Genomic DNA, 18,777 nt, shown 5'->3' with positions numbered 1-18,777 from the left:
AGAACGTCGCCCGAGTGCTGGGCGCGGTCTTCCCCTGGCTGATCCGGATCGACGTGTCGTTCGAGCCGCACGAGGTCAACGGCCAGCCCGGCGCGATCTTCCGCGACCGGGACGGCAAGGTGCTCTACGCCCTGGCCCTCGACGTGCTCGACGGGAAGATCCAGACCATCCGTGGGGTGATCAACCCCGACAAGCTCGGCCACATCGGGCCGGTCGCCGACGCCTGGGCCGTCGATCGCGAGGTGAAGCGGGCCCGCCGGCAGCCCCACTGACCTGGGAGTCTCACCGCGGTGACGTCGCGTGCGATGCCATCGCGCCCCCGCTCACCTGCCGCCCGCCCCTCATCAGGCGCCGGCATACCTCTCCCGGCGCGCCAGCGAACGGAACCGCGGCCGAGGAACCACCAGACGCCCGCCAGGTCCACGCTGTGGCGGTTGCGTAACCCGGACGCTGTCGGCGGCGAGGAGCCGGCGATCGCCGCGCCAGGCTCCGGCTTGGCGACCGCGCTCAGGTGGCTGCCGGGCATCACGGCGTACCGGCCACGCGGCAGGCGACGCCGCGAGCAGGAGCCAGGACCATCGCCTCTAGCGAGGCGGCGCGTGCACCGCGATTGTCGGCCGGCCGTTACTGGGCGCTTCGTCGGGGCGGGTGGCGACCGATCAACCGGGATCGCGGCGATCACTGCGGCCCCTGCTCAGCCCAGTGCCGCACGAGGTGGATACCGCTGGGCATTTCATGCACGGAGCACAGCGCTTCACCGAGGCGGACACGAAGGGAGCACCATGACCAGGGGATCCACGATCACGGGCCGCCGGAAACGATGTGTCGCATTGGGAGCATCCGTGGTGGCCGCGGCGGGGGCAATGATGCTGCCCGTGAGTGGTTCGGCCGCGGCGCAGGGGGGGTGCCCGCCGGCCTCGAATACCACGGCCGCCTCGAAGATCAGCGCCGCCGAGCAGGAATCGATACTCCGACTGCACAATCAAGCTCGCGCCGAACTCACGGTGCCGCCGACGCTGACGCCGCTGACCTGGGACAGCTCCCTTGCCAATGGGGCGCAGGGATGGGCGGATATCATCGGACCTTCTAAGCACTCCGAATGCCACGGCGGGGCTCAAACCTCAGGGCAGGGTGAAAACATCGCCGACTTCGGCACGGTCGAAGCAGGGGTGCAGTTCTGGTACAAGGAGAAGGCCAATTACAGGTATCCTACCCCGGTAGCCGGAGGAGCCTCCTACCTTCATTACACCCAGATGGTGTGGAGAGACACCCGGCGCATCGGTTGCGGGAAGGCTCCCTCAGCCAAATATTGGCCCACCAATATCGCGTTGGTCTGTCGGTACGCCCCAGCGGGCAATATCTTCGGCCGCGCTCCTTACTGAAGATCTTTGACGGTGGGCGTCACTGGTACGCAGCAGCTGCCGGCGCTGGAGACCGGGTGGGCGGAACTGGCCCGCGCCCTGCAGGGCCGATGGACCCCACAGCCCGGCGCCGGCGCGGGCCACACCGTCGGCCAGCCTTCTGGCCGACGAGGCTCTCCGGGCCCGGCGTGGGTTGTGTCAAGAAGGATCCAAAACTCCGTATGACGGATTGATGCTGCATGCGGGGTGCCGGGCCGGCGCGGCCGAAGGCCGCGGCTTCAGGTGGGGCGCCAGCCGCCCGGGCGGGCTTGCGGCGGGCAACTCCCCCGTTGCACCCCGGTGTCGTTCCGACGGCGCGAGGTCGACGACCGCTGGCGGGTGGCCTCGCGGCCGACCCATCGGCCGACCGGAACCCGGCACTGTGGACAGTGCGATGGAGCACCGGCGGGACCCCCGCGGCGACTTCACCGGTGATCAGCAAGAGGGAGCCGGCGGACACGGAGCGGCGGTGCCGACGCCGCGCCCCTCTCCCCCGGCGCCATGGGCCTGTGGGCGCGGGTGGTCGAGCCGGACTGACCTGACCCGCCGGCACAGCGCTCCGCCAGAGCGGACTTGTAGCTACCGGTCTCCGCGCCGAGCCCCGGGGGCCCGACCTACGACACCGGCACTCGCCGCCAGACCATGCGGCAGTGATTCGTTGCCGCCATATCGTGGTCTCTGATCCCGATGAAAATGATACGTTGACGCTCCGTATCCCCGCAGTTGTACTGCGACTCAACGCACGGCGGGGTGGGTGGTGATACGTCGGCGCCGGACTTGCTCACAGATCGCGGCGCCTGCCGCCACTGGAGTTGTCGGTCGCGCCGCGAGCGGCGCCGGACACTGACAGGCCGGCCCGGAATGACCTCGCCCCTGGCAACAAGTCAAGATCGCAGTCGTCGCAGTGCCGCCGTCCCACGGATGCATGAGGTGCCCGCCGGTACCCGGCGCGGACTCGGGCGACGCTCACCCCGGCCCCGTGCGGGGTGGCCGACGTGCACCGCCACGCGCTCGGCGTTCCCGTTCTCGATGTCGGCATCGAGATAGTCGATCGGACGGCCGTTCCAGAGGCTCGGGTCCCCTGGTGGGCATGGCCCGGACCGCGCCGTCCACATCGGCCTGCTCGAGCACCCCCGACTCAGCTACATCCGAAGCTGGTGGCCACCCTGTTCGGCGCAACGTGTCGGCTGCTCGATGCCGGAGCATGGCCCTACTGACCCGAGGCGCGGTTACAGAAATTGCTGCAGGCTCCCCCGAACGGTCTCGGCGCGTCGTGCGGTTCCGTAACAGTTATTGATGCCAGGATGCGCGCCATGGAAACGCGGCGGGCGCGACGCGCGCACAAGGGTGCCGGGCGTCCGTCCAAGGGCGCGCGGGAGCTGTTCGCCACCCGCATGCCCGCCGACGAGGCGGCCCGGTTCCGGGAGCTGGCCGACACCCTCGGGGTGTCCTACAGCGACCTGCTCCTCGAGCTCCAGCGGATCGGCATGGCCCACCGCAGTGAGCTGCCCTTCACCGTGCAGGAGGAACTCGACCAGACCGCCTGATCAGCCACCACTCAGAGCCAACTCCACATGGGTTGAGTGCAGCCGGGCCCGGGAAAGGTTGGGGCCCGTCCCTCCGGCAAGAGGAACGGGCCCACGTCACGGGATCCGCGGAGTAGCGAGCTCCGGCACCCAGCCCCTCCCCGAAGGGAGGCGCACACGCTTGCCTGCGCGCTCCGATAGTAGCGCGCGTCCTGATCAACACACGCCTGCCCGGCCCGGTGCGTCGTCACGTGCCCGGTCGGGATGTCCCGTTCTCGCAGCGGGTGTGCGGGCTGCTCTGCTGCCGGCGCGGCTCCCCATGGGCGCCGGCAGCCGGGCGGGCCCGCGCGTCGTGGCGGTCCCGCAGCGCCCTCTCGGCTGCGGGCGATGGTCAGGGCCCGCGCTCGATGCCCATCTGCACGCGGTCGCCTGCAGCCTCTGGTCCAGCGTCGGGGTGGCCGCCCCGACCGAGCCCGGTAGGCCGTCGGACGCGCGGGCGTCGGTGCGCACGCGGACCGGGTGGGACCGGGGGCCGCTGCCCGGGGGCTGGCCTGCCGGTCGGCGCAGCGACAGCACGCGCCACCGGCTGATTGCCGTCGACGCCCGGCGCCGGGTCCGCGAGACCCGGCCGCTCCAACCAGAATCGGATTCAGCTTTCTCGGCGCGTCTCACGCCGCCGCGAGGTCATCACCGGTATAACTCCTGCCCATGGAGAGCCTTCCGCAGCGGCGTAAGCCCGGCCGCAAGTCGAAGGGCGCCCGCGTCCAGGTGCCCGTCCGCATGCCCGCGGAGTTTCACGCCGAGGTGGAGCGGATCTCCCAGCGCGACGGGATCCCGGTCACCGACGTGGTCACGCGGATGATCGCCGAAAGCCTCGGGCGTCCGGCCCCGGACTACTGCCGACCCAAGACCACCAGCCAGCAGGAGGAACTGCCGCTGACCAAGGCCTCGTAACAAGGAGCGAGGCGGCCCCCGCCACAGGGGCCGCCTCGTCTGAAGTTCGCGTCGACACGGGCGGCCACCCGGTCGGCGCTGGTGCCCCGGCTTAGCCGGAGCGATTTCCCCACCTGCCAAGGAAGGGGCGCTTTCGCGTGCCCACGATAACCCCTGGGCCGGGCTATTTGCCATCCCGACACGGCCCGACCCCGTTCGAACCCGTCACCGGCTGGTGCGCCGAGTGCTACCGCGACGGCGCGTTCGTCCTCGCCACCGGCCCGGGCGGCCGGGAGTGCCTGTTCCACGGCGCCCAGCCCGGGCGCCGCGCCACCCCCGGCTCGTTCGGGGTGAACGGCCCCCCGACGCTGCGGGCGGCCCGCCGGCGGCCACGGACGCCGCGCGGCCGCGCGGCGCGCGTCCAGCCGCCGCGTCCGGCGAGCCGCCCCCCGGGGCGGCCGCTCCCCCGCGCCGTCCGCCGAGACCTCAGCCGCTCCGCCGCCCGCGCGCTGGCCTACGGCCGCCGGCGGGCCTGCGCGCGCGTCGACTCCGGCCGGTGGGGGCCGCATCCGGGCTGGCGGCACTTCATCGAGACCGGCTGGCGCGTCATGGTCGACCAGGCCGAGGCCTGGCGCCGCGTCGAGCGGCTCGTCGACGCCGAGGACTGGCGGGCCGACAAGCGCCGCAGCTGGCTGCACATCCTGCGCCGGCTGGTCAACTCGATGGACTGGTCCACCGGCCTCGTCACCGGGGTCACCGCGCAGCGGCTCGGTGACGCCGGAGACCGCGCCGCCCGCACGGTCTCCCGGGTGCTGGCCTGGGCCCGCGACATCGGACTGGTCGTGGTCGTGGAGTGCGGCGCGTCCGCGGCGTTCCTGGGCTCGCGCACCAACCGCACCCCCACCTACGCCCTGGTCACCGACACTCCCCCGGCAGCGCCGGCCCCCCCGGAGCCCGAGGACACCGGGCCTGTGGATCAAACTGGCGATCTCCCCCTGTCTTACGTGAGTAGTAAGCCCTTGCAGGGCGGCCGACGGCCACTCCCGGCAAGTCAATGTGTCGTTGACTGGCCGGTGTTCCAGGTCCCCGACACCCCCGCCGAACGCACCGCCGCAGCACTGTGCCTGTTCAAACGCATCGGCCTCGACCACCGGGGGGTATCCCGGGTGCCGCTGTGGCGCGCCCGGGCCCTGCTCCGGCCCTGGTGGGGCGCCGGAGCCTGCGTGGCCGGGATCCTCCACGCCCTCGACCACCACCCCGACCGACCCGACCACCACCGCGGCGACGCCCTGCGCGGTGCCACCGACCCACTCCGCGTCCTCGGCCACCGGCTCAAACCCTGGAAAGGCCGCCTCCACGAGCTCCCCGCCGCCGTCGTCGGCATCCGCGGCGACCACCTGAGACTGAAAGCCGAAGCAGTCGCGCGCCGCGCCGCCCGACGCTGCTCCCCCGTTGCCGAGGCTTCGCCGCCCCAGCAGGTCTCCGCCGCGGCTTCCCCGGCGCCCGCCGTCGCGCCCTCACCACAGCCCGGGCACCTCGCGGTCAGCCGGGCCGACCGGGCCGCTGTGGCCGGGCAGCTCGTTCACCGGGTGGCGGGCGAGGTCCACGAGCAGCGCCCCGCCGCGGCGCGGCCGGGATCGGTCGCCGGCCGCGAGGCCGCCCGCGCGCTGTGGGAGCAGGCGCGCCAGCAGATCCGAGCGGCCCGCTCCGCCCCGCCCCTGCCGGCGCCGCCGGTCACCGGTGGGGAGGCCACCGCCGGTTCCGCACCCATGTCGTCGACAGAGATCCACCAGCGGGCCCTGGAGGTCGCCCGCGCCGACGGGCCCCGCTGCAGCCGCCGGCGGAACCGGTGGTGATCCCGCAGCACAGCGCGGCCGCGAGGGCGGTGACCGGCAAGCGGCCGGCCGGGCGTGCATGTCCGGTGCGGACGGACAAGGTGGCGCGGGCCTGTCCCCCGTGCGACCAGCCGCCGCCGCAGGACCTCATCGCGGAGCAGTCGGTACTGAGCGGGATCTTGCTGAGCGAGGACGCGATCGCCGACGTGGTGGAGGTGCGGTTGATCAGGTGACGGGACCGTCCCGCCGGCGGCGGCCGATCCTGCGGTGGCCGAGTCGGATCGGTTGCACGGCCGTGTTGCCGGCCGGTTCGGGAGGCCTGGCCGCGCACCTCGACCTCGCTCGGGGGACGGCCCCACCTCGATCCGAGGGATCGCCCCGCCCAAGACACGTGCCCACCCGATCGTGCCGAGGCCGAGGGCACCGGAGCCTTGACGTCGTCCGAAAGGCCCCCACCTCAGGCCCGGGAGTCCCATGAGCACCACATCCGCCGACCGCACCGACCGGCAGGCCGGCGACGTCGGGCTCCTCGGAGAGATCGAGCGGTGGCGTCACGCGGAGCCCGAGGCTCTCCGGCTGGCCCGGCTCGTCACGGACGAGGTGCGTCGGACCGGCCGGCATCACCTCGCCGACGGCCTGCTGGGCGCCCTCGACGCCCTCCATCGGCGGCACCGCGGCCGCGATGCCTTTCTCGACGCGTTCCTCGACGCGGTGCTCGCCCGCCGCCGTGACCGCTTCCGCAACCAGACCTACCTCGCGCTCCCGCTCGTCGAGCTGGTGCGGGCCGATCTCGGCGTCGATGCCGAGCATATGTCCGCGCTGCTCATGGCCGACGTCCTGCGGTACGAGCGCCGGTCGACCCAGCTCGACGACCGCACGCGTGACACCCGGGTCCGTCACGCCGCGCACTTCGTCGCGGCCGTCCGCCCGGTGCTGGACCTCAACTGGCTGCCGGGCGACCGCGCCGATGCCGTCGTCGAGCAATGGTTCGGGCTGACGGCACTGCCGGTATCGATCGAGCACGACGAGTACTTCTTCATCCGTGCGCTGCAGGCCCACGAGATGGTCTTCACGACGCTGACCGACGAGCTGCGGGCGGCGACGCAGGCGCTGCGCCTGGGCTACCTCACTACCGCGACGGCGCGGGTGCGGCGGGCCGTCGACGTGTTCGACCGGGCCGCGATGCTGTTCCGGCTGGTCGCGACGATGCGCCCGGCGGCGTTCCACGCGTTCCGGCAGTACACCGAGGGGGCGAGCGCGATCCAGTCCGAGGCGTACAAGCGCTTCGAGCTGGCGTGCGGGACACCGAGCGCGCAGCGGCTGTTCTCCGAGGCGTTCGACAACGTGCCGGCGGTGCGGGCCGAGGCGCCGGGCCTGGACAACTTCTCGCGCGCCTGGCAGGACCTGTGCGCGCGCGGACCGGCGGCCGCCGAGCTCACCCGTGCCGTCGAGCAGCTGGAGGCCGGCCATCAGCGGTGGAAGACGACCCACTACTCGCTGGCGGCCGCGATGCTCGGTTCCGCGCACGGCTCGGGCTACACCGAGGGCGTGCCCTACCTGCGCCGATGCCTGGAGAACTGGCTGTTCGACCTGGATGCGGCGGCGCCGGGCGGCGAGCCGTGCTGTCAGCCCGGCTGCAGTCGCGTGACCTGTCCCGTCCACTGAGGACGACCACGGGCCGGCCGACCGTGCCGCGGCCGCGTTCGCAACGGTCGCGGACGCGGCGAGCGCGTCCGCGACCGGGCAGCAGAAGCTCCGCTTCGAGTTCGTTCTCGGCGGCCTACCTCCCGCCGCCGAGAGCGGTGCGCTCGCGACGCTCCCGCCGGTCTTCGCGACGCCCGACCAGCCAACCCGTCAGCGGCGCCCGCGGACGGTGACGCGGCTACGTCTGCGCATGCGTATGCGCAGACGTATGCGGATGCATATGCGGGTTCGGCTACGCACCCGGACGGTGCTGACCACGATGACGGGCTTGGCCGGATTCGGGCTCAGCGCAGCACTCCGGCCGTTCGTGCGACCGCCGACGCGTTGGCGATGAGGTCGGGACCACCAACGGCCCCGGATGCGTCTCGAGGTGATGCAGGTGCTCCTCGTGGCGGCGGTCGTCCGCGTCGATGAGGCTTTGCTCAGGGATTGTCGACGTCGGGGGGATCGTTGTCGCCATTGTCGACGTGCCCACCCGGCACGAGCGCCTCTTCGAGATCCTCCTCCACGGTGCGCGACTCCGCCCATTCGATGACGAGACGACCGCGGTGTTCGGCGACGTCGGTGCCGAACTCGGCGCAGAGGGATCGGAACCTCTGACGCACCCAGGCGGCCTCGTCGCCCGTCGCGGCTGCCAGTCGGGTGTGGCAGAAGTCCAGTGCCAGGGGGATGGCCTCGAGCCGCTGGGGCCTGGGGTCGAGGGTGACGAGGAACAGCAGACCGAGGTCGTTACGCAACGTCATGTCGACGACGTAGTCGTCGATGAAATCGCCAAGGTCGTACAGGATCTGATCCTCCACGCCCTGGAACACGTGGGCGGAGTGCCCCGCCACCAGGGTGGCGCCGGCGCCACGAAGCTCGCCGGCGGCCCGCCGGACATACGGCAGGGGTGACACGCGCATATTGGGGCCCCAATGGGGCGAGACGAGCACGGCGTCGGCCTCGGTGGCAGCGGCCTTGACGGTGTCGAGCAGCCAGTCTGGGGTGCCGTGGCGCAGGTTGGCGTAGGCGACGCCGGGACGGCCACGGCCAGCGGCGTACTCGGCGGGGTGGTCGGTGAAGGCCACGATCGCCAGCCGCAGCCCTGCGGCTTCGAGGATGACGGGCTGGCGAGCGCGTTCGATGTCGGGTCCCGCGCCGACCCACTCGATACCTGCCGCCTTCAAGTGATCGAAGGTGTCGAGGAGCGCCTCGGTCCCGAAGTCGAGGGCGTGGTTGTTGGCGAGCGATACGCAGTCCACGCCGAGCAGGGTGAGCACCTTGGTGGCCGCCGGCGGGGCACGGAAGAAGAACGGCTTGGCGGGGTCAGGCCACGGCCTCCCGCGGGTGGAGATGCAGCATTCGAGGTTGACGAAGCCGAGGTCCCCCTCCCCGAAGGCGGCAACCACCTCGTCGGAGAAGAGTGCAGAGGGCAGCGATGCCGCCAGGACGTGGGCGACGCCTCGTCCCAGCATCGTGTCGCCGGCGAGCACGAGCTTCACCACGCTCTACTACCCACGAGTCTCACCGAAAAACGTATCCACCTCATCGGCCCACCGGCCGGACAGATCGAACTCGCCCCGCGATACCGGACCCGCCCCGCCAACAGGCGGGCGAGTCCGGGCATCGCGAACCGTGCCCGGAAGAAGTTGTTCATGAGCGGCTGCACGGGCGGACGCCCTCGTGCATCCCGCGGTCCGCGGCAGGCAACGCGGTCCAGAACCCCCAGCGCCGTCACCGACCGCGACACCGGCGCGCATACCCCGGCGCCGTAGGTCGCGCAGCAGATCAGGCCTCGAGTCGGTCGACTCGCGGAGGCCGTCCGCGGTCGCGACGAGTTCCTTGGTGCCATCGAATCGAGCAGCTCCCGTCTCATCGAAGTTGCGCAGTGCGCTGGTCACGATCGCTGCACTGCTCAGCGTTATCGAGACCGGACAGCTCGGGTGACGGGCTGGTCCGCCGCCCGACACGGCTCGCTCACGCCGACGGCTCCTTGCACCGGGAGATCGGTCAGGTCTCGCTCCGGGCCCGGCGGGTTGCGACGAGCTGGGCGGGGCGAGGGCAGTCCCTTCCACGCCTTACCCGACCGCATGGGCGCGCCGAGCGACTGTGCCCCCTCCGCAGGCCGCCGCACTGCCATTTTCGTGGCGCCGGAGCACCGTCATTCTTCTGACGCATCCGCGTCGGCCACCACGAATGCGAGCAGCGCTCGTGCGGCCTGCGCAACTCCTGCGGCACCGAGGCCGGCCGCGTCGAGCAGTTCCTCGGGGGAACCGGAGCCGGGCATCTCGGTGACGGCGAGGTGGGTGACGACGAAGTCGTGCTGTCCCGCTGCCGCAAGGGCTTCGAGCACGGCCGATCCGAGGCCACCTTCGGGATGGTGATCCTCGACGACCACCAGCCTGCCGCCGGTTTCGCTCGCCGCCGCCACCAGAGTGGCCGTGTCGATCGGCTTCACCGAGTACAGGTCGATGACCCGCGCGTGCACGCCGTCGGCGGCTAGGTCGGCGGTTGCCGCCAGACAGGTGTGCACGGTGACTCCGGCGCCGATGAGCGTGATCTGGTCGTCGGGTGAGGAGGCCAAGACCTTCGCTCCGCCGATCGGGAACTCCACCTCCGGCGCGTACAGGACGGGATAGGCGCCCCGCGTGGTGCGCAGGTAGCTGACTCCCGATCGCTCCGCCATGGCCTGCACCAGAGCTGCCGCGCTCGTCGCGTCGCTCGGGTAGAGGACGGTCGAACCGTGCACCGCACGCATCATGGCCAGGTCTTCCAGAGCCATCTGCGACGCGCCGTCAGCACCGATCTCCACACCGGCGTGCGACCCCACCAATCGGATGTCGGCCTGGGAGATCGCGGCCATTCGGATGAAGTCGTGGGCGCGGGTGAGGAACGCGGCGAACGTCGAGGCGAACGGCACGTATCCACGCACACTGAAGCCGACGGCCGCTGCGACGAGCTGCTGCTCAGCGATGAACATTTCGAAGTACCGCTCAGGAAACGCCGCCGCGAACTGTTCGGCGTAAGTCGAGTTGCTGACCTCACCGTCCATCGCCACGACATCACGCCGGACACCGAGTGCGGTGAGTGCGTCACCGTAGGCCCTGCGGGTGGCCACCTTCGCTCCGAGCTCATACCGCGGCAGCCTCACCTTGGCGTCCCCGGCGTCCGGCCGCACCGGGAGGCCGGACGGCTTCGGCACCGGCCCGCGGACCCGCAGGCTCCGCTCGCCACCGAGTTCGATGATGGCGCGGGTAGCCATCTCCGACGGGAGCGGTTTCCCGTGCCAATTCTCGCGGTCCTCGACCTCGGAGAACCCGTGCCCCTTGCGCGTTCGGGCGAGTACGACCGTGGGTTCGTCGCCCCCGCCGCTGCCGGCGTCGGCGAGCACGCGGTCGATCGCGGCCACGTCATGCCCGTCGACCTGCAGCACGCGGGCGCCGAAGGCCTGCGCGCGGCGGGCGTAGGCGTTCAGGTCCCAGAACAGTTCGGTCGGCCCGCGCTGGCCCAGACGATTCACGTCGACGATCGCGATCAGGTTGGACAGCCGATAGTAGGCGGCCTTGTCGATGGCTTCCCAGATGGACCCTTCGCTCATCTCACTGTCACCACACAGCACCCATACCCGGTAGGGCAGCCGGTCGAGGTACTTGCCGGCGAGTGCGACACCGACCGCGTCGGGCAATCCCTGTCCGAGCGAGCCGGTCGCGACGTCGACCCACGGCAGCACCGGTGTCGGATGGCCTTCCAGCCGGGAACCGAAGCGGCGGTAGCCGGTGAGGAGTTCGTCCTCGGTGATCACCCCGGTCGCTGTGAAGACCGCGTACAGCAGCGGAGACGCATGTCCCTTGGAGAAGATCAGATGATCATTGCCGGGTTCGGTCGGGTTGTCCCAGTCGTAGCGCAGATGCCGGGCGACCAGTACGGCGAGCAGGTCTGCGGCGGACATGCTGGACGTCGGATGGCCGGATCCGGCTGATGTGCTGGCTCGAATCGAATCGATCCGCAACTGCCGGCCGAGTTCCTCGGCCAGCGCGAGATCCGCCTCGGGCATGCTGTCGACCGTGTACGTCATGGCACTCCTCGCCGATGGCTTGTCGCGGATCCCATTTCCTTGGTTACCTCGGCGGGGCACCCCGAACCACACCGGCCGGAGGAACCAGCCGTCGCCCACCCCGGTCCGTGACCGCGCTGATCAGCCCGTGCTGGACGCACACTCGACCGGCCTTGCTCCGAGGCCCGGCCACCAGCAGCAGCCGCCGGCTGATGGCCTGGGTGCCTTCCTCCGCGCCGGGTGGACGGCGGGTTCGCCGACGATCCCGTCGCCGCCGCCGCGACCCGGCTCGGCGGTTCGAGCCCGCGCTAGACGATGCGCTCGTCGATGTAGCACCAGCGCCAGGACCCGCCGGGGCAGGTGCGCCCAGGCCGTCGGCGCGCAGTCTGCGCAGCGGTTGTTCCCCGGCGTGGCGGGCTCGCCGGTTCACCGGCCGGTCGAGGGGTAACCGCTCCGCATGGTGAGCATCGGCTACTTCCTCTCCTGCGAGGAGTTCGGCCCCCGGCAGCTGGTGCGGCAAGCGCGGCTCGCCGAGCAGGCCGGCTTCGAGCGACTGTGGATCTCCGACCACTATCACCCGTGGAACGACGCGCAGGGCAACAGCCCGTTCGTCTGGTCGGTGATCGGGGCACTGTCCGAGGTGACCGCTCTGCCGATCAGCACCGCGGTCACCTGCCCCACGATGCGGATCCACCCCGCTCTCGTCGCCCAGGCCGCGGCCACCGCGGGGGTTCAGTGCGAAGGCCGGTTCGTGCTCGGAGTGGGTAGCGGCGAGGCGCTCAACGAACACATCCTCGGTCACCGCTGGCCGCCGGCCGCGGTGCGCCTGCAGATGCTCGAAGAGGCCATCGGGGTGATCCGTGAGCTGCACACCGGTCGCGAGGTGAGCCATCACGGCCGGCACTACACCGTCGAGAACGCCCGGATCTACACCCGCCCGGAACAGCGGGTGCCGATCTACGTCGCCGGGTTCGGCCCGCGCGCCACCCGGCTGGCCGGGCGACTCGGCGACGGGTACTGCACCGCCAAGCCCGACCGTGACATGGTGCAGTTGTTCCGCTCCTCGGGCGGCGGGGACAAGCCGGTGCAGGGCGGGATGAAGGTGTGCTGGGCCGACAGCCAGGATGTCGGGCTGGAGACCGCGCACCGGCTGTGGGCCAATGAGCTGTTGCCCGGGCCGCTCCCCTCGACGCTGCCGCGGCCGCGGGACTTCGAGCAGGCCAGCAGCTTGGTGTCCAAGGAGGCCGTCGGCCAGCAGATCGCGTATGGGCCGAATCCGGAGCGCCACCTTGTCGCCGTGTGGAAGTACGTCGACGCCGGGTTCGACGAGGTCTACGTGCAGCAGATCGGCCACAACCAGGAGGCGTTCTTCAACGCCTGGGCGGACAAGGTGCTGCCCGAGCTGCGCTGACAACCCTGAGCACAACACGATCACCGGCACAGAGGTTCGCCGCGGTCCGAGTCGCACGCGTGCCGACGTCCGAGCGGGCGCAGGCAGGGGTGGGAAGGGGACGCCGCCGTGTTGCGTGACAACCTGCCCGCGCTCATCATCTTGCACTCCGTCACCCCATGGGCTGCCGAAGCTCCGGGTAGAGGCTCGGCGACTCAGCCGGTGGCCTCATGCGGGTTCCGGCACGTCAGCCCCAGCTGGGCGATCGCGACGGCCTGGTCGGCCCCCTTCCCTCGCCGCCACGACCCGTCCACCGTGGCGGTGAGCTGCGCCGAGCCGGCGCGAGATCGATGGGTCGGCGCGGCTCATTCCGCCTTCGCGCTGGAGAGCTCGAGAAGGAAGCGATGACACTTCTCGGCCCGCGCTGCGTCCTCCCTCGTCACCTGACGGAAGAATTCCGCGATCTCCCGGTGCCCTTCGTTCTCGGCGTCGCGGACATACTGGCCATAGACATACCCGCCCTTCAAGGCGTGGTACTCCACTGAGACCAAGTCGTAGACGACGTCGCTGAAACCCGTTTCCGCGGCAGTCATGCCAGCACTCCTCCAACCCTCATCGCGGAAGCAGACGGTTGCAGGTACCCCTGGGCGGGCGCGGTAACCGAGACAGGTTCCGAGCCCCTCACCCCGACCGAGCTGTCGATCGAGAGCCTGCGGGCGCCGGACGTCCGCGGCAGCCGCCGAATCGCTCTGACGTTCGTCGAGGTCGGCGGGCCAACGGGTTCATCCCGGCCATCGCGGCCACCCGCTGGTCGCCGATCAAACCGCTCCGGCGGCACCGTCCGGCCAGGCGGACCCGCGAAAAGCGCCGATCAGCGCCTCGATCCGGACAGAACAAATCACAGCACCCATGATCAGGCCGGCGGCGGCGCCGCCTCCGCCACCGATCATCAGTCCGGCCGCCTGCGCGGTGCGGATCCCCACACCCAGCACTACCGCGGAACCTGGCACCTCGGGTAGGGCGTGTCCGTGGTGCGAGCCGCGACCCGGGCTCGTCCGGCTTGTCGGACACCCCACCGGGCAGCCCGGGGACGACTCAGGTCTTGAATTGGTCGTACTTGTCCCGGAACAGGGTCGCGGCGATCGCGGTTCGCCGGGGCTGGCCCTTGAGGAACGCCTCGGCGAAGCCCTTGGCCTGGTTGTATCTCACCTTGGCGGGCAGCGGCGGCTCGTCGGGGTTGACGACCACGTCGACCAGGGCCGGCCCCGGCCAGGCGAGGGCGTTGGCTACCGCGTCCTCGAGGTCGCCGGGTTCCTCGATGCGGATGCCGAAGCCGCCGCAGGCCTCGGCCCACGGGGCGAATGGTGGGGGGCCTTGGAAGCGCACGCCGTACTCGGGGTAGCCGAGCACCATCTGCTCCCAGAGGATCTGGGCCAGCAGCCCGTTGTTGCAGACGAAGACCTTGATCGGCAGTTGGTAGCGCATCGCGGTCAGGAATTCCGCCATGAGCATCGCGAAGCCGCCATCACCGACGAACGCGAGGCACTGCTGGCCGGGATGGGCCCATTGGGCCGCGATCGTGTAGGGCACGCTCGGCGCCATCGTGGCCAGGTTCCCCGAGAGCATGAACTGGCGGTCGCCCCGGATGTCGAAGTGGCGGGCCGCCCAGGTGGCGACCGTGCCCGAGTCCGTGGAGAGGATGGCGTCGTCGGCGGCCAACCGGTCGATGACGCGCATGAGGTACTGGGGCCGGATGGGCTCACGCTCCGGGTTCTCGAGGGCGGCCATGTCCTTGCGCCACTCGCGCATCCGCTGCTGGGCTTCGGCGAGGAAGCTCCGGCCGGCCTTGTGGTGGAGCAGCGGCGTCAGGGCACGCAGCGTGTGGGCCGCGTCGCCGACGAGTGGAACCTCGGTCGCGATCCGTGCGCCGGCCCGGGTGGGATCGGCCTCGATCTGGACCACCCGCGCCTTCTCCGGCAGGTAGGCGGTGTAGGGGAAGTTGGTGCCGACCATGAACAGCCCGTTGCACTCCTCCACGGCCTGCTCCGAGGGCCGGGTGCCGAGCAGGCCGAGGCCGCCGGTCACCAACGGATGGCTGTCGGGCACCACGGCCTTACCCGGAAGAGTCTTCACGATCGGGCTGCCCAGCAGTTCGGCCGCGGCGAGGACCTCGTCCCTGGCCCCCAAGGCGCCGGCGCCGACGAGCATCGCCACCTTGGCCTCCGCGTTCAGGACCTCGGCGGCCCGCAGCAGGTCGGTCTGTGCGGGCACAACCGGGCTCTGCAGATAGATCGGCGCGGTTTCCGGGGTGCGGCCAAGCCCGAGCCCGCCCTCGTAGGGCTTGAGGTCGGCATCGGATTCCTGCACATCGACCGGGATGGTGATGTGACTCACGGTGTGGCGGGCGAGCGCGGTGCGCACGGCGTTGTCGACGAGCGTCGGGATCTGCACCGGCACGTGCACGAGCACGTTGTACTCGGCAACGTCGTCGAACAGCCGCTCGAGATGGACCTCCTGCTGGAATCCGGTCCCCAGTAGCGAAGTGGCCTGCATGCCGGTGATGGCGAGCACCGGGACGTGGTCCAGACGCGCGTCGTAGAGGCCGTTGAGCAAATGGATGCCACCAGGACCCGACGTCGCCAAGCAAACCCCGAGCCGCCCGGTGCTCTTGGCGTAGCCCGTGGCCATGAATGCGGCCGCCTCCTCGTGATGAACGAGCAGGAAACGGACGCGGTCCCGGTGACGGCGCAACCCCTCCATGATCCCGTTAATGCCATCGCCCGGGAGCCCGAAGACGGTGTCGACGCCCCAGTCGGCGAGCCGTTCCACCAGCAGCTCCGATGCGATCTTCACCATTCTGTCTCGCTCCCTCCAACGTGGGCTGGCGGCCCGTCGCTCACGCTCCCTGCACGACGCGGTGCGCGGCGTCTGCGCGCGGAGCTCACGGCCCGCCCCGAACAGGACGGGCCGTCCTGCCCTGACCGAGCTGCCGTGGGACCACCGAGGCCACTGAGGCCACCGCACAAGATCGAGTCGAATGGGGAAGGATGATGGATGGACACCCTGTTCGGTCTGGTCGGGCCGGCCGTCTCAAGAGCGAAGTCGGAGCCTGCGGCTGGGCGCAAGCAGTCAGCGTCGTCGGCGAGCCGACACCCGTGCTCCGGCGTGCAAGGCCGCAGCGGCCAGGCCCCACAGCCCTCGCCCGGCCGCCAGCGCGTCCTCGTTCATCCTCGTCTAGCGTGTGCCACCTTCGGCGGCGTTCGCCATGACCTGCTGTGACTCCTGGTCGCTGGCCCGGAGCTCGATCCGCCGGGGCTTGGCCTTCTCCGAGACCGGGATGGTCAGGCACAGCTCGCCGCGCGCGTAGTCCGCGGTCATCTTGTCCAGGTCCAGGCTGTCGCCGAGGAACACCTGCCGGGTGAAGATCCCGTAGGGGCGCTCGTCGACGATCACCTCGTCGCCCTCCTGGTGGGCGGGACGCCGTTGCGCGCGGATCGTGACGACGTTGCGCTCGACGGTGATGTCGACGTCCTCAGGATTGACCCCCGGCAGATCGAAGTAGGCGAGGACCTGATCACCGCGACGGAAGGCCGCCATCGGGATCGGCCGGGGCCCCTGCCTCTCCCCCATCATCTGCTGCGCCAACCGCTCAAACCCTGTGAACGGATCGAACCTCATCAATGACATCGGTGTCCTCCTCCACGCACTGCTCGCGCACTGCCGGCTCATCGCCGCTGCGGTCTGCGCACCGGTTCCCGGCGAGGCCCGCATCCGTCGAGATTCCCATCCCGGCCGGGACCCGCCCACCGATGCGCGGTGCCGTCTCGGTGTCGCCGTCGGACCGCCGGCACCGCCCCAGCGGAAAGGTGATTGTTCAGCAGTGCCGGTCCCCAAGCCTGGTCCCGAGGGCGTGAGACGGGACCGCACGAGCTGACCTGTCAGGACCACCGGCCCGGCGACCCCCGAGGCTCACCCGCAGCACAGACGGCCGAACACCGACAGGCGCACCCCACCCGGCGGGAACGGCCACTGCCCCATCGGGTGCACCGACTGTGCCCGGCAATGACAGCCTTGACCCCGCCGAGCATGCCGCCGACCTGCTTGTCGTCCCGCCAGTACTTCCCCGAGGCGACCCGGCCCAGGATCAAGACGCGGCAGCCCAGCAACCGGCGAGGGAGCACTGTTGGGCTCGTCGGGAGCGGGCAGGACGAAATGGCTCTGCGCACTCCCGATCAGCCGGCCAGGGCGGGCTTGGGCAACGCTGTCGCGAGTCGCTGCCCGGGGACGTCACCATACCGAGTTCGTACTGGCCGCGGCGGATGTCCTGGATGACGGCGTGCCCGGCGCCGATCACCCGCGCTGAACACAGCTTTCAGACCGCGCATGGGCCGTAGCCGGGACTTCAGCCGACCGTGATCGGTTTCGGGTTGTTCACGCAGTGCCCGACGCCATGGTGCACGGCAGCCAGGAACTCATCGAGCACACGCGGGTAGGCCGGCGCGCGGTCCATGGTCACCTTGGCCGGTGACCAGGCCCTCGGACTGGCGGGTTGAGCCGGCTTCGCCCCGGCCGTCAGCGCCGCCGGATCGCCGGGGCCTCCGCCTTGCCGTATGCCTCGCGCAGCGCCGGGATCAGCTCGCGCCTGGCGAACTCCAGGAACTCCGGCTGGGTGTCGCCGCCCACCTGCACCAGCGCGACGTGCGTGAAACCCGCCTTGACGAAGGGAAGACACGCCTCGACGTGCGCGGTGACGTCGGGCCCGCACGCGATCGACGCGGCCACGTCCTCCGGTCGGACGGACTGGCTGGCAGCGGCGAAGGCCGCGGGGCCGGGAAGCTCGGCGTTGACCTTCCAGCCGCCCGCGAACCAGCGGAACTGCTCATGCGCTCGGGCCACCGCCTCGGCCGCGTCCGGGTCCCAGCTGATCGGTAGCTGCCCGATCTTGGGCACCGTCGCGCCCAGCGCGTCGTCGAACCGGCGCACGAGGTCGGCCCTGGGCTGGACGGCCACCATCGCATCGGCCATCGGTGCGAACCTGTCGACCGACTGCCGGCCGGACACGGCGACGGCGATCGGCACGGGCTGCTCGGGGCGGTCCCACAGCTTGGCTGAGTCGATCCGGAAATGCTCGCCGGCCAGGTTGACGTAGCCGCCGTCGAATAGCGCGCGGATGATCTCTACTGCCTCGCCGAGCATCTCGTGCCGCACGTTGACCGGCGGCCAGCCCTGGTCGATGACGTGCTCGTTGAGGTTCTCGCCGGCGCCAAGGCCCAGGGTGAACCGGCCCTCCCCCGCCAGGATCGCGACCGTCGCCGCCTGTTGCGCCACGACCGTGGGGTGGTAGCGCATGGTCGGGCAGGTCACGTACGTCATCAGGCCGACGCGTTCGGTGGCCGAGGCGACGGCGCCGAGCACACTCCAGCAGTTCGGCGAGTGGCCCTGGGCGTCGAGCCAGGGGAAGTAGTGGTCGCTGATCACCTCGAAGTCGAACCCGGCGTTCTCCGCGGCGATGGCGTCGCTGACGAGCCCGCGCGGGTCGCGCTGCTCGGTGAGCAGGGTGTAGCCGAATGCGACCATGTCGTCCTCTCCGATCTCGGTGTGTCGCCCAGCCCTTATCCCGGCCCGACCGCACCGACGTCCGGACGGAGCGCAACGTCCGTCACCGGGCCGATCCGGCGGCGCGATACCCCCGGGTGCTGGTCGTGCTGGATCTGCTGGGGGTCGCGGTGTCCGCCGCTCGTTGGTGAGCGATGTAGTTGATCACCTCGCGGAGGAACGCGATATCCGTGCCGGCCCGCAGCGGCAGGTGCTCGGGCGCGACCGCGCTGGTCCAGGTGAACCAGGCATCGATGTGGAAGACCGGCGTGCCCCGCGCCTTGACCTCCTGACCCACTGGAACCCGACCGGCTAGGACTCCAGCCACCTGCGCACCCCCGCACGCGCCTCCCTCCCGGAG

15 protein-coding genes and 2 pseudogenes are annotated in these 18,777 nt (G+C 71.0%); 8 read left to right on the top strand and 9 right to left on the bottom strand.

Annotation, left to right across the window (positions count from 1 at the left end):
- From HF519_RS23770 to HF519_RS23740, 7 genes and pseudogenes are all read left to right on the top strand, one after another.
- A pseudogene (locus tag HF519_RS23770) lies at nucleotides 1-272 on the top strand (RNA polymerase subunit sigma-24); the annotation flags it as partial.
- A 570-nt stretch (nucleotides 273-842) separates the two neighbouring features.
- Nucleotides 843-1,382, top strand: coding sequence for a CAP domain-containing protein (locus HF519_RS23765; RefSeq protein ID WP_169415218.1), 540 nt, complete (start codon nucleotides 843-845; stop codon nucleotides 1,380-1,382).
- A 1,331-nt stretch (nucleotides 1,383-2,713) separates the two neighbouring features.
- Nucleotides 2,714-2,947: a hypothetical protein gene (locus HF519_RS23760; protein ID WP_169415217.1), complete on the top strand. Its 234-nt coding sequence runs from the start codon at nucleotides 2,714-2,716 to the stop codon at nucleotides 2,945-2,947.
- Between the two features lie 687 nt (nucleotides 2,948-3,634).
- Nucleotides 3,635-3,880, top strand: a complete 246-nt coding sequence (locus HF519_RS23755; protein ID WP_169415216.1) for a hypothetical protein — start codon at nucleotides 3,635-3,637, stop codon at nucleotides 3,878-3,880.
- A gap of 167 nt (nucleotides 3,881-4,047) precedes the next feature.
- Nucleotides 4,048-5,715: a hypothetical protein gene (locus HF519_RS23750; protein WP_169415215.1), complete on the top strand. Its 1,668-nt coding sequence runs from the start codon at nucleotides 4,048-4,050 to the stop codon at nucleotides 5,713-5,715.
- Entirely contained in the window at nucleotides 5,712-5,927 is a 216-nt protein-coding gene (locus HF519_RS23745) for a hypothetical protein (RefSeq protein ID WP_169415214.1), read from the top strand. Before HF519_RS23750 ends, HF519_RS23745 begins: the two co-directional genes overlap by 4 nt.
- A gap of 241 nt (nucleotides 5,928-6,168) precedes the next feature.
- The gene (locus HF519_RS23740) at nucleotides 6,169-7,359 is read left to right on the top strand and encodes a tryptophan 2,3-dioxygenase family protein (RefSeq protein ID WP_169415213.1); all 1,191 of its coding nucleotides are present in this window, start codon (nucleotides 6,169-6,171) and stop codon (nucleotides 7,357-7,359) included.
- Between the two features lie 461 nt (nucleotides 7,360-7,820).
- Here the strand turns inward: HF519_RS23740 and HF519_RS23735 are convergent, their stop codons facing one another.
- The 3 genes and pseudogenes from HF519_RS23735 to HF519_RS23725 all read right to left on the bottom strand — a co-directional run bounded on the left by HF519_RS23735 (nucleotide 7,821) and on the right by HF519_RS23725 (nucleotide 11,452).
- Nucleotides 7,821-8,882, bottom strand: coding sequence for a CapA family protein (locus tag HF519_RS23735; RefSeq protein WP_211170482.1), 1,062 nt, complete (start codon nucleotides 8,880-8,882; stop codon nucleotides 7,821-7,823).
- A 202-nt stretch (nucleotides 8,883-9,084) separates the two neighbouring features.
- Nucleotides 9,085-9,236 (bottom strand): annotated as a pseudogene (locus HF519_RS23730) (IS256 family transposase); the annotation flags it as partial.
- A 302-nt stretch (nucleotides 9,237-9,538) separates the two neighbouring features.
- Nucleotides 9,539-11,452: a transketolase gene (locus HF519_RS23725; protein WP_169415212.1), complete on the bottom strand. Its 1,914-nt coding sequence runs from the start codon at nucleotides 11,450-11,452 to the stop codon at nucleotides 9,539-9,541.
- A 436-nt stretch (nucleotides 11,453-11,888) separates the two neighbouring features.
- Between HF519_RS23725 and HF519_RS23720 the strand changes: the two genes are divergently transcribed.
- Complete coding sequence (locus HF519_RS23720) at nucleotides 11,889-12,842, top strand: TIGR03557 family F420-dependent LLM class oxidoreductase (protein WP_169415211.1); 954 nt, start codon at nucleotides 11,889-11,891, stop codon at nucleotides 12,840-12,842.
- Between the two features lie 344 nt (nucleotides 12,843-13,186).
- Here the strand turns inward: HF519_RS23720 and HF519_RS23715 are convergent, their stop codons facing one another.
- The 6 genes from HF519_RS23715 to HF519_RS30580 form a co-directional block, all read right to left on the bottom strand.
- On the bottom strand, nucleotides 13,187-13,414 hold the full coding sequence (locus HF519_RS23715; protein WP_169415210.1) for an acyl carrier protein: 228 nt from the start codon (nucleotides 13,412-13,414) through the stop codon (nucleotides 13,187-13,189).
- A 225-nt stretch (nucleotides 13,415-13,639) separates the two neighbouring features.
- Nucleotides 13,640-13,813, bottom strand: coding sequence for a hypothetical protein (locus tag HF519_RS23710; protein ID WP_169415209.1), 174 nt, complete (start codon nucleotides 13,811-13,813; stop codon nucleotides 13,640-13,642).
- A 103-nt stretch (nucleotides 13,814-13,916) separates the two neighbouring features.
- Nucleotides 13,917-15,677 carry a thiamine pyrophosphate-binding protein gene (locus tag HF519_RS23705; protein ID WP_169415208.1) on the bottom strand — a complete coding sequence of 587 codons (1,761 nt, stop codon included), beginning with the start codon at nucleotides 15,675-15,677 and terminating at the stop codon, nucleotides 13,917-13,919.
- Nucleotides 15,678-16,055: 378 nt separating this feature from the next.
- Nucleotides 16,056-16,508, bottom strand: coding sequence for an Hsp20/alpha crystallin family protein (locus HF519_RS23700; RefSeq protein ID WP_169415207.1), 453 nt, complete (start codon nucleotides 16,506-16,508; stop codon nucleotides 16,056-16,058).
- 885 nt (nucleotides 16,509-17,393) lie between these two features.
- Complete coding sequence (locus HF519_RS23695) at nucleotides 17,394-18,398, bottom strand: TIGR03557 family F420-dependent LLM class oxidoreductase (RefSeq protein WP_169415206.1); 1,005 nt, start codon at nucleotides 18,396-18,398, stop codon at nucleotides 17,394-17,396.
- Between the two features lie 82 nt (nucleotides 18,399-18,480).
- Nucleotides 18,481-18,777: hypothetical protein (locus tag HF519_RS30580; RefSeq protein ID WP_211170484.1), on the bottom strand; the 297-nt coding region annotated here is incomplete at its 5' end.

Origin of the sequence: Pseudonocardia bannensis (genome assembly GCF_012911875.1) — a bacterium.
Classification (GTDB): domain Bacteria; phylum Actinomycetota; class Actinomycetes; order Mycobacteriales; family Pseudonocardiaceae; genus Pseudonocardia; species Pseudonocardia bannensis.
This window is presented reverse-complemented; position numbering and strand designations above follow the sequence as displayed.